8 protein-coding genes and 1 pseudogene are annotated in these 13593 nt (G+C 69.3%); 5 read left to right on the top strand and 4 right to left on the bottom strand.

Going from position 1 to position 13593, the window contains the following annotated elements:
• Nucleotides 1–41: 41 nt before the first annotated feature.
• Complete coding sequence (locus ACGF5U_RS25190; protein WP_392713403.1) at nucleotides 42–2399, bottom strand: non-reducing end alpha-L-arabinofuranosidase family hydrolase; 2358 nt, start codon at nucleotides 2397–2399, stop codon at nucleotides 42–44.
• A gap of 568 nt (nucleotides 2400–2967) precedes the next feature.
• Nucleotides 2968–4539 (bottom strand): sigma-70 family RNA polymerase sigma factor, encoded by a 1572-nt coding sequence (locus ACGF5U_RS25185; RefSeq protein ID WP_392713401.1) that lies wholly within the window; start codon nucleotides 4537–4539, stop codon nucleotides 2968–2970.
• 694 nt (nucleotides 4540–5233) lie between these two features.
• Between ACGF5U_RS25185 and ACGF5U_RS25180 the strand changes: the two genes are divergently transcribed.
• The 3 genes from ACGF5U_RS25180 (at nucleotide 5234) to ACGF5U_RS25170 (ending at nucleotide 7985) form a co-directional block, all read left to right on the top strand.
• Nucleotides 5234–6070: an alpha/beta fold hydrolase gene (locus tag ACGF5U_RS25180; RefSeq protein ID WP_392713399.1), complete on the top strand. Its 837-nt coding sequence runs from the start codon at nucleotides 5234–5236 to the stop codon at nucleotides 6068–6070.
• 218 nt (nucleotides 6071–6288) lie between these two features.
• Complete coding sequence (locus ACGF5U_RS25175; protein ID WP_392713397.1) at nucleotides 6289–7374, top strand: LLM class flavin-dependent oxidoreductase; 1086 nt, start codon at nucleotides 6289–6291, stop codon at nucleotides 7372–7374.
• A complete protein-coding gene (locus ACGF5U_RS25170) occupies nucleotides 7371–7985 on the top strand; it encodes an FMN reductase (RefSeq protein WP_392713395.1) in 615 nt (204 codons plus the stop codon). The genes ACGF5U_RS25175 and ACGF5U_RS25170 overlap by 4 nt, the downstream gene beginning before the upstream one ends.
• Nucleotides 7986–8241: 256 nt before the next feature.
• Here ACGF5U_RS25170 and ACGF5U_RS25165 read toward each other — a convergent pair whose 3' ends face one another.
• Both ACGF5U_RS25165 and ACGF5U_RS25160 read right to left on the bottom strand, forming a co-directional pair.
• On the bottom strand, nucleotides 8242–8649 hold the full coding sequence (locus ACGF5U_RS25165; protein WP_392818914.1) for an SsgA family sporulation/cell division regulator: 408 nt from the start codon (nucleotides 8647–8649) through the stop codon (nucleotides 8242–8244).
• A 141-nt stretch (nucleotides 8650–8790) separates the two neighbouring features.
• Nucleotides 8791–9147 (bottom strand): annotated as a pseudogene (locus ACGF5U_RS25160) (SsgA family sporulation/cell division regulator); the annotation flags it as partial.
• A 378-nt stretch (nucleotides 9148–9525) separates the two neighbouring features.
• Here ACGF5U_RS25160 and ACGF5U_RS25155 point away from each other — a divergent pair.
• The gene (locus ACGF5U_RS25155; RefSeq protein ID WP_392818911.1) at nucleotides 9526–10578 is read left to right on the top strand and encodes a helix-turn-helix domain-containing protein; all 1053 of its coding nucleotides are present in this window, start codon (nucleotides 9526–9528) and stop codon (nucleotides 10576–10578) included.
• 122 nt (nucleotides 10579–10700) lie between these two features.
• Nucleotides 10701–13553: an AAA family ATPase gene (locus ACGF5U_RS25150; protein ID WP_392713389.1), complete on the top strand. Its 2853-nt coding sequence runs from the start codon at nucleotides 10701–10703 to the stop codon at nucleotides 13551–13553.
• The last annotated feature ends 40 nt before the right edge of the window (nucleotides 13554–13593 follow it).

Raw genomic sequence — 13593 nt, 5'->3', positions numbered from 1 at the left:
GGGGAGGTGCGCTCCTTGCGTATCACCGTGGGTCGGGCAGCTCAGCGCTGCAGGGTGAGGACACCCGGCCGGTACGGCAGCTGGTCGTAGGGTCCGCCCGCCTGCGGGGACTTGCCCTGGTAGAGGAACTGCAGGTTGCAGGGGTCGATGGTCATGGTCTGATCGGGGTTGGTGCGGATCAGATCACCGTGGCTGATGTCGTTGGTCCAGGTGGCACCGCTGTTGGCCTTGCCCGCGAAGGGGTTGCTCTCGCCGGCGGCTTGCGGGGTCCACGAGCCGCTCAGGCTGGTGGCCGTGAAGGAGCGGAAGTAGCGGTGCTCGTTCGCACCCCGAGCTTCGACGATCATGAGGTACTGGTTCTGGCCCTGGACCTTGTAGACCTGCGGCGCCTCGAACAGGTTCTTCGCCGTGTCGCTCATGACCGTCGTGTACGACGAGCCGAAGTTGCCCGGGAAGTTCCCGATCGGCATGCTCGCCCGGTAGATCTTGCCGTTGTCACCAGCGAAGAAGAGGTACATGTTGCGGTCGTCGGCGATCAGTGTCTGGTCGATCGGGCCGGTGCCGGAGTCGGGCAGGCTTCCGGTGAACAGCGGCTGCGGCGCGGACCACCCGTTGGGGTTGGTGGGGTCGCTCGACGTGCGGTAGCTGAAGGGCGATGCCCCCCACTGGTACGCCAGCACCCAGATCTTCTTGGGCGCGAAGTAGAACAGCGTGGGCGCCACCGCGTTCTGGTTCATCCTGGTCTGCCCGGCCGCCGCCATGTCCGACCAGTTCGTGAAGGGGGTGAAGGCCATCGAGCCGTAGGAGGTGCCCGCCGCGCTCGACGCGTAGACCAGGTGCCTGCCGTTGTGCGTCACATGGGTGAAGTCCTTCAGCGCGGCCCACCCGTTCGACGGCTGCGCGAGGGGACCGGTCGAACTCCACTTGTACGTCGACGGAAGAGCACACGTACCGCCGCCCGTCCCGGACGGGGCGGTCCACTTCTGGTTGTCGACGGACGCGCAGGTGTACAGCTGGATCCTGGTGCCGTTCGCGGTGGCCGCGCCGATGGCGTCGAGGCACAGGCCGGACTGGACGCCGGTGATCGTGCCGTTGGTGTTGATGTTCCACTGCTGGTTGGCGCCGCCGTTGCAGTCCCAGACGACCACCGGCGTGCCGTTGGTGGTGCCCTTGCTCTTGGCGTCCAGGCACTTGTTCCCGTGGACCTTCAGCTGCTTGGCGGCGGTGTAGGTCCAGCGCTGGTTGGTCTGTCCGCTGCAGTCCCGCAGTTGCGCCTGGGTGCCGTTGGCCGTGGCGGAGCCGGGGATGTCGATACAGCGGCCGGAAGCCACGCCCTTGATCTCCCCGGTACTGTCGGCCGGGGTGACCGGTGGGGTACCCGAGCCGGCGCCGAACGCCTGCGTGGCGGCGGTGTACGCGGGCTTGGGCTTGCCGTTGTTGTCGAACAGCAGGGGATTCTCGCCGCTGCGCCAGGAGTCGCTGTCACGGACGCCCCACACCGTGATGCCGGTGCACCGTGCCACGGACAGGCACGCGCTGACCGTGTTCGCGTAGTGGGTGGGTGACGCCTGGGCGATGTCCAGCTCGGTGATCTGGACGTCGACGCCGAGGGCGGCGAAGTTGGCCAGGGTGGTCCTGAAGCTCGCCGGCGGGCCGCCCGCACCGAAGTGGCTCTGGAAGCCGACGCAGTCGATGGGCACGCCGCGGGACCTGAAGTCCTTGACCATGCGGTAGACGCCCTGGGTCTTGGCGTCCGACCAGTTCTCGATGTTGTAGTCGTTGTAGCAGAGCTTGGCCGAGGAGTCGGCCGCCCGGGCGGTGCGGAACGCTTCCTCGATGAAGGTGTTGCCGAGGACTTTCTGGAACACCGAGTCGCGGAGTTGGCCGCTGCCGCCGTCGGCGAAGGCCTCGTTGACGACGTCCCAGGCGTAGATCTTGCCCTTGTAGCGGGTCATCTGGGTGGTGATGTGGTGGTTCATCACGCTGCGCAGCGTGCCCGCGTCGCGGATGGCGCTGACCCAGGAGGGGAGCTGCGAGTGCCAGACCGTGGTGTGGCCGCGCAGGCGCTGGCCGCGCGCCAGGGCACGGTTGACGATCCGGTCCGCGGGGCCGAACTGGAAGTTGCCGCGGGACGGTTCGATGGCGTCCCACTTCATCTCGTTCTCCGGGGTGATCATGTTGAACTCCCGGTCCGCGATCGCGGTGTACGTCGGGTCGCCGAGCCTGCCGGCGGCCACGGCGGTGCCGAAGTACCTGCCCGAGGAGGCCGCCTGGGTACCCAGGCTCGCGGCTCCGGCGGAGCTGGGGAGGAACGTCACGACACCGGCCACCAGCGCCGTGGCCGACAGTCCTATCGTCAGTGTCCGGCGACGCCGGCGGAGTCGGTGCAGGCCCTTCATGATTCTCCTCGGAGGTTGCGGGTCATCCCGGGTGCCGTGATCGTGCGCGCGTCGGCCAGGGCGGCCTGATCTGCCGCGAGGTGGGCGCGGTGCGGGATGCGTGGTCGTTCCTGCGCACCGGTCGCCCCAGGTTCGTCGGTGTGTCGTGTCATGGGAGTGGCCTTCTTCAGGGGACAGGTCTATGGGGGAAGCCGGGAAACCCGCCACGCCGGCACGTCATGCTGAGCAGCGGGAAAGGCACCCCTGAAGTGGAGGCTTGAGGACTCGCGGTCTCGTAACGGAAAAGTCGCCCCGTCCGGACGATTGCCCGGTGATGCATCTCGCAGGTGGAAAGCGTTATGCGAGGTCCCGAAAGCTGGTCGTCCCTGGGGAACGGCGCACCGCGCCGCCCGTCAGTGACGGCATCCGCTCACGGCGGAGCAGCCGTCGACGCCACGAGGATCGGAGCCGGTTCGGGCACGGCACCCGGCCGATCGCCGGGTGAAGAAGGCTCGGTGCGGGAGACCGTACTGGGGAATCACCCGAAGTCACTGAGGCAGCCCGGCCCCTGCTGATCGAGGAACGGTTCTCAGGCCGAGGGCCCGCGCACGATGAAGGAAGCCTGTCCGGCGAAGGCCCGGGTGCCGTCGGAGCCGTCGAGCCAGATGCCGCCGTCGCGATGGCGGATGACCGATCCGGGATAGTTGTGCGCGTGCAGGGTCACCGACCCGGCGACCGCCCCGGCGCGCGGGCAGAAGGTGGCGTCATCACGGAACAGTTGGCTGCCGTCGTCGGTGCTCAGCCGTAGCCGCAGGTAATGGTGGCGAAGATACCGGCCGTCCGCGGCGCGGAAGGTGACGCACCGTGTGTCGGCCAGCCCCCTGACGACCGTGAAGGTGACCCGTTGCCGTGTCCGCTCGCCGCTTGACGCGGAGACCGGGCCGAGCGCCGCGAAGTCGCCGTCATACGTGACGAACAGGCCGGGCTGGTCCACGGACTCCAGTGACCGCGCGCCCAGCGGAACAGTGCCGGTGACGGCGGACGGGCCCGCCGGGGACGGTGTGGCCGGCGGGGTGGTGGGCGACGGGACCGGCGTAGGAGTACCGACCGTGGGAGTACCGCTCGGGGAAGCGGCGACCGTGGGAGCGGCCATGGCGCCGGGCTCCCGAGGCGCCTGTTCGGGCCATACCGCGTAGGTTGCGGTCCCGACGACGAGCACCGCGCCGGTGGCGAGACTCACCAGCGGATGGGCGGTCACCGCGTGGAGTTTGCCGAGCAGCGTGCCGTGCAGACCGCCTCCCCCCGTCGCCGTGCCGGCGGTGGCATGTGCCGTGGCCAGCCCGGCGGCGGTCGCGGCCGTACCCGGCAGCAGGCCCTTGGCGGTCAGCGCGGCGACGAGTGCGGCCGGGACGGCCAGCGGCGCGAGGCTGAGGAGCAGCAGCTCGGCCGGAACCCGTTCGGTCGTCGTCGCCGTGCAGACGGGGCAGTCGCGGGTGTGCCGCGCGATCCGCTTGCGCCACACGGATGTACGCAGACCGTCCCAGCCGACGACGGTCTCGTTCAGCCGCGGACAGCGCGGGTCCGCCTCCAGCGCGGCGACGATCGTCCGGCTCAGTTCCCACTGCTCGCGCATGCGCTGCACGCGGACTCCGGCGTGGGCGACACTGAGCCCCATTGCGTCCGCGATGTCCTGACGGCTCAGCAGGCCGGCGCACTCCTGCCACCACAGCGACAGCAGCACCCGGTGATCCGGGTCGAGCCACCGGCCCGCTTCGACCACCTGGCGGCGTTCGTCCGACATGTGCAGACGCAGGATCGTCACGTCCTCGAGCGCGCCGCCGGCGTTCGGTACCAGCAGTGCCTCGTCGATGTCCGTGGTCCGGTCGGCGAGAGTGCGCTGCCGGTGCCAGTGGGTATGGAGCTGGCGGAGCGTGATGGACACCAGCCAGGACCGGAAGCTTTCCGGGGCGCGCAGGGCCGGCAGGTCGCGTACCGCGCGCAGCAGGGTCTCCTGGACGACGTCGTCGACGTCGGCATGTCCGTGCAGCGCTCGCCCGACGATGTTGTAGAGCAAGGGCAGGTATGCGGCGATCAGCTTCTCACGCGCGCGATCGTCACCGGCCTGCGCCGCGACAACCAGCTCCGCGTGATCCGCGTCCATGAGCCTCATTCCCACCCCTTCAGGAGAGCGATCTCGCCGAGTACGGCGCCATACCTTAGTGTCGGCGAAGGCACGCGGCCCAAGGTGGAGGGCCGCACGAGGAAGCGACTGCCGGGCGATCGCCGCTCGACAGCCCGCTGCCGAAGGGCAGCCACAAGGCGGCGCTGACACGAACGTGACGCTCCACCACGCCTTGACGCCGCCCACTGGGCCTCGGTGCCCCGGCAGCATCGCACCCCCTGCCGCCATCACGTCTCGTCCGCACGTTGTGGGCTGGAACATCCTCCGCGACTGCCGCCTGACAGGCGACGGCGTCCACCAGGGTGCTCGCAGACGACGTGCCTGTCGTAGCGGGTGAAGTGGCTGGCCCTGTAGATCCGGCGCGCTCCGCTTCACAGCACCTGGGACGCGGCCGTGCCCCCGATCTGGTCGTGGACCAGGCACTCGGACTCGCTGGTCAACCAGCCGACTGATGACGGGATGGCCACCCCATGCGACCGGCCGCAGGACTACGGAGTAGCCCATGAACCAGCTTCGTCATGTGTCGTCGAGGCCGGCATGCCCGAGCGATGCGCTGAGGATCAGCGTTGCACCCGTGGGCAAGAGCCAGTGCGCGGCGCGGCGATCGGTGACCCGGTATCCGTCTTAGCGTGCTCGAGTTCCCTGTCGGACAATCGAAACGAGCCTTCTTAGCATGCCGTTCATCACCGTGGGTCACGAGAACACCACAGCCATCGACCTGTACTACGAGGACCACGGCACCGGCCAGCCGGTCGTCCTCATCCACGGCTTCCCGCTCGACGGGCACTCGTGGGAGCGGCAGAGCACCGCGCTGCTGGACGCCGGCTACCGCGTCATCACCTACGACCGCCGTGGCTTCGGTCAGTCGAGCCAGCCGACCACGGGCTTCGACTATGACACCTTCGCAGCCGACCTGAACATCATCATGGAGACCCTCGACCTGCGGGACGCCGTCCTCGTCGGTTTCTCCATGGGCACCGGCGAGGTCGCCCGCTACGTATCGACGTACGGCTCCGCGCGGGTCGCCAAGGTCGCGTTCCTGGCCTCGCTCGAGCCCTGCCTGCTCAAGACCGGCGACAACCCGAACGGGGTGGCCCCGAAGGAGTTCTTCGACGGTGTCGTCGCCGCGGTCAAGGCCGACCGCTATGCCTACTACACCGCCTTCTACGAGGACTTCTACAACCTGGACGAGAACCTCGGCACGAGGATCAGCGAGGAGGCCGTGCGCAACAGCTGGAACGTCGCCGCCAGCGGTGGGTTCTTCGCCGCAGCCGCCGCGCCGTCGACCTGGTACACCGACTTCCGCGCCGACATCCCCGCCGTCGACGTGCCGGCCCTGATCCTGCACGGCACCGGCGACCGGATCCTGCCCGTCGAGGGCACGGCGCGCCTCTTCCACAAGGCGCTCCCGTCCGCCGACTACGTCGAGATCGAGGGTGCCCCGCACGGACTGCTGTGGACGCACGCGGAAGAGGTCAACGAGGCCGTCCTGGCCTTCCTGCGGAAGTAGCACTGCCGGTCCGTCGCCCTCTACAGCGAGAGGGGGCGGGGCCGCATGCCCCCTGCCCGTCCGGTCGTCCGGACGGGCAGTTCCTCTTTCCGCAAGCGGTCCCGACCACGTCACGAGTCGGGCGCTGAGAGGCAAGTGCACTTGCGCGCAGAAGCATGGCGGCCTCCTGGAAGGCACCTAGGGTGCGGGAAAGTGCCGTTGCGATGAAAGAGGCGTGTATGCAGTTCGGAGTCTTTTCCGTAGGAGACGTAACCCCCGACCCGACAAGCGGTCATTCCCCGTCGGAGCGGGAGCGTATCAAGGCGATGATCGCCATCGCGCTGAAGGCGGAGGAGGTCGGTCTGGACGTGTTCGCGACCGGCGAGCACCACAATCCGCCGTTCGTGCCCTCGTCGCCGACCACGATGCTCGGCTATATCGCCGCCCGCACGGAGAAGCTGATCCTTTCCACGGCCACAACGCTCATCACCACCAATGACCCGGTCAAGATCGCCGAGGACTACGCGATGCTCCAGCATGTGGCCGACGGGCGCGTAGACCTCATGATGGGCCGTGGCAACACCGGCCCGGTGTACCCCTGGTTCGGCAAGGACATCCGCCAGGGCCTCGACCTGGCCAGGGAGAACTACGCGCTGCTGCGCCGGCTGTGGCGCGAGGACGTCGTGGACTGGGAGGGAAGATTCCGCACCCCGCTGCAGGCATTCACCTCAACGCCGCGTCCACTGGACGGAGTTCCACCGTTCGTGTGGCATGGCTCCATCCGGTCGCCGGAGATCGCCGAGCAGGCCGCCTTCTACGGCGACGGGTTCTTCCACAACAACATCTTCTGGCCAGCCGATCACACCCGCCGGATGGTCCAGCTGTACAGGCGGAGGTACGCCTTCCACGGCCACGGCCGCCCGGAGGACGCCATAGTCGGCCTCGGCGGACAGGTCTTCATGCGGAAGAACTCCCAGGAGGCGGTACGGGAGTTCCGCCCGTACTTCGACAACGCTCCGGTGTACGGCCACGGTCCGTCGCTGGAGGAGTTCACCGAGCAGACCCCGCTGACGGTCGGCTCCCCGCAGCAGGTGATCGAGCGGACGCTGTCCTTCAGGGAAACGGTCGGCGACTACCAGCGGCAGCTGTTCCTGATGGATCACGCCGGCCTGCCGCTGAAAACCGTCCTGGAGCAGCTCGACATCCTGGGGGAGGAAGTGGTGCCGGTGCTGCGCAAGGAGTTCGCCGTCGGGCGCCCGACCGACGTACCGGACGCTCCCACTCACGCGTCGCTGCGCCCCACCAAGGAAGAGGCCGTGGCATGAAGTTGATCGGCGTGTCCGCGGGGCTGAGCACCCCGTCCTCCACCCGTCTGCTCGCCGACCGTCTCGCCGGGTCTGTCCGCGACGAGCTCGAGACCCGGGGGCACGAGGTGGACGTGGAGATCATCGAACTCCGCGAGCTCGCCATCGCCATCGCCAACAACTTCGTCACCGGGTTTCCCGCGCCGCAACTGGCCGCGGCCGTTGACGCAGTGACAGCGGCGGACGGGCTCATCGCCGTGACGCCTGTGTTCACCGCCTCCTACAGCGGGCTGTTCAAGTCCTTCTTCGACCTGATCGACCCCGCGGCCCTGACTGGCACGCCGGTCCTCATCGCGGCGACGGGCGGAACCGCCCGCCACTCCCTGGTTCTGGAGCACGCCCTGCGCCCGCTCTTCGCCTATCTGAGGGCGGCCGTGGTGCCCACCGCGGTCTACGCGGCCTCGGAGGACTGGGGAGCCAACGGTGACGAGTACACCGACGGCCTGCCCGCCCGCATACGGAGGGCGGGCGCCGAACTGGCCGCGCTGATGACCGCCCGGCCAGCGACGGAGGGGCCCGAGGACGACATCGCCGCGCTGGAGCACGGGCTCTCCGACCTCCGGTTCGACTGACGCGCTCGCGGCACCGTGCCCGTGCCGTCGGGTATGCGACCGGCGCGGGAAACCCGGGGGAAGTGGCCGAGTTCGCTGAGCCCGACCGGCGCCACGGCAGGGTTCGCCTACCTCGGCGGGGGCAGGTCCCAGGCGTACACCTCCGTGCGTCTGGGCGATGCCGTCCCCCCCTGCGCGCCGCTCTGACGCACCGGCGGAGTGGGTCAACCGTAGACCCATCAGCACGCCCGGCAGGACGTGCCCGCCGGCGCAAGGATCAGCGGTCGCCGAGGAGCTTCTCCAAGAGGGTGTCCCAGTCGATCCCAGCGTCCTCCTCGCCGGGCGGAACGGCCTCCCAGGTGCGCTTCAACCATCCACTCAGGGGTCGGACGGGGACGTCCAGCAGAACCGTGCCTGTACCTCCGCCGAGAAGGAGACGTGCGCCGGGCCTGTTGTTGCAGCGGCACGGCGGCCACATGCGTACGTCGCCTTCTCCGGACGGCCGTTGCAGGCCCGCCTGGAGGAGCTCCCTAGCGAAGGACCACCGTGAGTTCCCCCGATCCGAGGGCCCCGACATGTCCAGGACCACGGCGAAGGGCTGTCGGCGGTCGTAGGAGAAACGCAGCACGACAGGCTCTGTCTCGGTCCGGCTGATCACCGAGACGGCCGTGACCGTCACGGCCATGGTGTCCTCCGATTCTTGTGGCCCTTCCTCTGGGAGCGAGTGCGGGTTCATGGTGGAACTGCCCTTCGACATAGGCTGGGTGTGCCCCGTAAGCGCCAGGATGGTTCGGTCGAGGTCTAGGTGATCGCTCTCCGTCCCCGCGGGTACCAGGACGAATGTCCGATGAAGAAAGTGGGCCACCTTCGCGGCCTCCAGATCGATCAGCGCCGTTCCCGTCGAATTGCCGAGGGTGATGCGCAGAGAGCGGGAATGACGCCGTTCCCCGGGGGCCACGTGGACGTCACCGGACCCAGCGGGACGCGCGGTCCCGTCAGCGAGCAGTTCACGGGCGAAGACCCACGTGATGGGTGGCCCCACGGACGAGGCGAGAGAAAGTCCGACGGCATAGGGGGCCGAGAGCTCGTAGTGGAGCTCCGCGGGAAGGGGGAGCCGCGGCCCGTCCGGGGTACTGACGTATGCCGTGACCGAGCATGTGATCGCTCTATGACTCTGTTCCATGATGGCCCCCGAAATGGTTACGGACGTGTCATTCCGTCCGTGAACCTAGGTCCACTAGTCCTGGGGTGCTTGCCGGGGCGCGCATGGGAGGTTGCCCAGGAAGGCACTGCTGTCCGCACCGCGGAGAACGAGTCGACTACCCGGGGCCGTGGGCTGCGCTTGCGCTGCGCCCATGTGAAGAGGGCACCCTGCCAGGGGCTCAGGCGGGCCATTCGAGCAACGCTCTGGCCGGCGCCCAGCGGGCTCACGCCGTGCCGGCGCCGAGCAGTTCCTCCGGCATGTGATCGAGGAAGCACCGATCTAGCGGATTCACGCGATGCCCTCCGTGCGGCCGGTTGAGAGGTTGGCTCCCAGGAACAGCCCTGGAGGACCGAAGCCATGTCGTCACCCGCGCCCATGCCGAACGCCGAGTCTCCCGGCAGTGTTCGATTCACTACGGACGGGGTGCCCGCCATGCGGCGCCGGGCATACTGGCGTGAGGCCCTGGCGATGACCTTCGGGTCGGTGGACATGGCCGTACCGGACGAAGTCCAGTCCGGCACCATCAGGGCGACGGCGCTGGGGCGGGTCCAGGCCGTCACCGTGGAGAGCGATCCCCAGACGGCGCGGCGCACCCGGAGCCTGATCGCGTGCAGCGACAACGAGGACTTCGTGGTGGTGAAGCTGCTGAGCCGAGGCGGCGCGCGGGTCGAGCAGGACTCCCGGGACAGCGCCGTGCACCCGGGACAGCTCTTTGTGTACGACATGGCCCGTCCCATCCGTCTGTCCCTCCCGGAACCCTTTCTCACGAAGTCCCTCGTGCTGCCGCGGTCCGTTCTTGGTCTCGGAGAGTCGGACGTGTGCCGGATAACGGCTTCGCCGCTCGGGTCCGACACAGCACTCGGCGGGCTGCTCGTCCCCTTCCTGTCACGGCTGGTGGACACCGCCGAAGCCTGCCCGGAGCCGGTCGGCGAGCTGGTCACCCGCAACGTGGTAGACCTCCTGACGGTGCTCGCCGACGAACAGCAGGGCACGGCCACCACAGATTCACCCAGCGGAGCTCGCGTGCTGATGACGCGGATTCGGGCCCACATCGACGCCAACCTGGCCGATCCCGACATGAGTCCGGCGACCATTGCCCGCGCCCACCACATATCCGTCCGCTACCTGCACAAACTCTTCGAGGGCGAGAAGATCACCGTCAGCCGCTGGATTCAACGACGCCGGCTCGAGGAATGCCGCCGCGCTCTGTCCCGCCGGAGTGCGGCCAGCGTCACCGTCGCGGGCGTCGCCCATCGCTGGGGTTTCAGCAGCCCCTCCCACTTCAGCCGGGTGTTCCGCGATGCGTACGGGTTGACACCGGCGGACTGGCGCAACGTCAACGCTTCGGCACGGGTGGCCCGGGCCGATCGGGCGGAGCGAGAGGAGACCCTGCCCGATCGAGCCGCATAACCGTGCGTTCACTCGCCCAATGTGCGCTGGGTTGCGGTTGCTTGCCATAGTGACCCCCTGAGAACGCTCCGGAGCTGGCTACGGCGGCCGCGGGCGGTCCATACGGACCAGGGGAGGGCAGGGTGGCGGGGGCGCGCGAGCAGCTGTCCCGAAGTGGGCTGCGCGGCCGGGAGGCCGAACTCGCTGAGCTGCGTACGCTCGTCGCCTCTGTCGCTCGGGCAGGCAGCGGCCGGCTGGTCTTCCTTCGCGGCGAGGCGGGCATCGGGAAGAGCACCCTGCTCGCGGAGGCCGTCGCACTGGCCGAGCGGTTCGGGTACTCCACCGGGGTCGGCAGGGCTGATGAACTGCATCATCTCGTGCCGCTCTCCTCCTTGGCAGGGTGCCTCCAGGGCAGTGAGAGACCTCTGCTCTCCGGTGATGCCCTCACCGACCTCGCCCGTCACCACGATCAGCGGATCCGCCTCGTGGAGCGGCTCGGCGAGGCGGTCGCGGCCCGAGCAGCTGGAGGTCCGGTGCTCCTCGCCCTGGACGACGTGCAATGGGCCGATCCTCTGAGCCTGTTCGTCCTGCAGCAGCTGCCGGGCAGCTTGGGAACGTGGCCGGTGCTGTGGCTGCTGACCGAACGGTCGGGGCCCGAGGGAGCGGGTGGGGAAATCCTCGCCGCCGCGCGCGATCGGCTGCCGGTGACGACGCTGGCGCTGGGCCCGCTGGCCTCCAAAGCCATCGACCAGATCGCCGGCGACACGCTCGGGTTCGACCTCGACGGAGCGACTCGACGCCTCCTCAACGGCGCCGCCGGCAACCCGTTTCTCGCAGTGGAGTTGCTCCGTGGGCTGCCGGCACCGGGAGCCGGTGGCGAAACCATCGACTGGATCGCCGATCGAGACACATTCCCCCCAGGGATGGGACCCATGCCGCCTGGGCTCGTGGCCGGGGTGCGAGGAAGAATCGGTTCCCTTGCCCCAGAGGTCCTGGGCTTCCTGCAGATGGGAGCCGTACTCGGGCGCCGCTTCGCCTTCGAGGACGCGGTCACGCTCAGCGCCCTGCCTCCGGCCGTTCTGCTCCCCGCGCTCGACACTGCTGTGCAGGCGGGGTTGCTCGACGACGACGGTGCACTGCTGTCCTTCCGCCACGACCTGCTGCGCCAGGCCGTCTATACCAACATCTCGCCGTCGGCGCGCAACGCCCTACATCGGGCCGCCGCCCGGCTGCTCGTCGCCGCCGGCCACCGGCCGATCGACGCGGTGTCGCACATCCTGCTCGGCGCGAAACCCGGTGACGAGGAGGCGGTCCAACTCCTGCGCCGAGCGGCTGACGACGTCCTGCCCGTGACGCCCGGGCTGGCAGCCGACCTCATGACGCGGGCCCTGGAACTCGTACGCCCCTCGGACGCAGCCCGGTTCGACGTGGGCGAACAGGCGATCGTCTGCCTTTCTCGGTCGGGACGGAACAGGGAGGCTCTGACGGTATGTGACAGGCTCCTCGCCGAGCAGCCTCCGATGGCGGTGTTCGGTCGGCTGCAGGCCGTACTGGGCGGGGCGTTGTGGAACATGGACCTGGCCGAGGAGCTGCGTCGCCGGGCCGAGGCCGCCTTGTCCGTTGGCGGGGTGCCGCCGGCGGTGGGTGCCCGGCTGTCGGCGCTGCGCTCGCTCGCCCTGTCACGGGGCCCGGACCTGGATGCGGCACGGCTTGCCGGCGAGGAAGCACTGAGTGCGGCGATCGCGACGGGGGATCGCTCGGCCCATGTCCAGGCGTTGTCCGCCCTCGGTGAGATTGCTCTGAACGCGGGCGACGGGGTCGCCGCGGTGGCAAGGTTCACCGCACTGAGTTCCGTCGACCGCGCATTCCTGCCTGAGGAGGTCGTCGCCCACCAGCACATGGACCGTTTCGACCACGCCCAGGAGTTGCTGGGGCGCGCCGTGGACGAGGGGGGCGCGCACCGCCAGGCCATGTTCCTGTGGGCGCGAGCCCAGCAACATCTGGGGCTGGGGCGGCTCGACGACGCGGAGGCGGACTTCGTGACGATGGAGCGTCTGGAGGACGATCTGAGGACGCCGGTCCAACAGGTGAATGCACGCGTGATACGGGCCAGGATGGCGCTGGTGCGGGGAGACCGTGCGGCTGCCGGGGCACATCTGGCGGCGGCGCGCGAGCGGATGGCGGTGAAGCCAAACGCGGGGAACCGCGCCGCTGTGTGCTTCCTCGAGTCCGTTGTCTCGGCCCACGACGGGGACGTCTCGGCGGCAGCTGAGGCGCTCCGGCGGCTTCAGGAGATCGGCCCGTTCATACGCTGGCGGCTGCTGCGCCCATGGGTCGGCATCGCGGTCAGTACGGCTGTGCGGGCCGGGGACCGCGAGTTGGCGGATGGCCTTGCGGTGCAGGCGGCCGAGCACGCCGCGCGGAATCCCGAGGTGCCCACAGCGGCGGGCGTCGCGGCGCTGGCGGCCGGGCTCGCCTCTGACAACCTCGCGCTCCTCGACCGAGCCGTGTCTCTGCTCGCCGCCGGCCCCCGGCCACTGGTCCTCGCTGCCGCCCGGGCGGAATTCGGGCGCGCTCTGCTGACGGCAGGACGGGCGAGAGAGGCCGTGGGTGTTCTGTCGGACGCCCAGAACGGCTTCGCCGCCTCAGGCGCTCTCGCGGCCTCGGCCGCGATGCGACGGCTGCTGGACGATGCCGGGGCGATCGGTGCACGCGACGGCGGTCCCGGCCGAAGGCGCCGCTCCGCCGCGGGGTCTCGGCCCGTCCAGGGGTGGGAATCCCTCACCGCTTCCGAACGGAAGGTGGCCCGGCTGATTGCGGCGGGCCACACCAACCGTTCGGCCGCCGAGGTGCTCGTCGTCTCTCCTCACACGGTCAACGCCCACCTCACGGCCGTCTTCCGCAAACTGTCCGTGAGGTCCCGTGTGCAGCTGGCTCACGTGGTCCTGGCCAGGGAGGGTGCGGAGCCAGAGGTTCCGACGGGGCGTCTAGGCTGACCGGACGCGTATTCGAGAGCAGTAGCTCCCGCAGGAAGGG

It is taken from the genome of Streptomyces sp. NPDC047886 (assembly GCF_043204435.1).
GTDB lineage: Bacteria > Actinomycetota > Actinomycetes > Streptomycetales > Streptomycetaceae > Streptomyces.
Note: the sequence above shows the minus strand (reverse complement) of the source record. Positions and strands in the feature narration are given on the sequence as shown.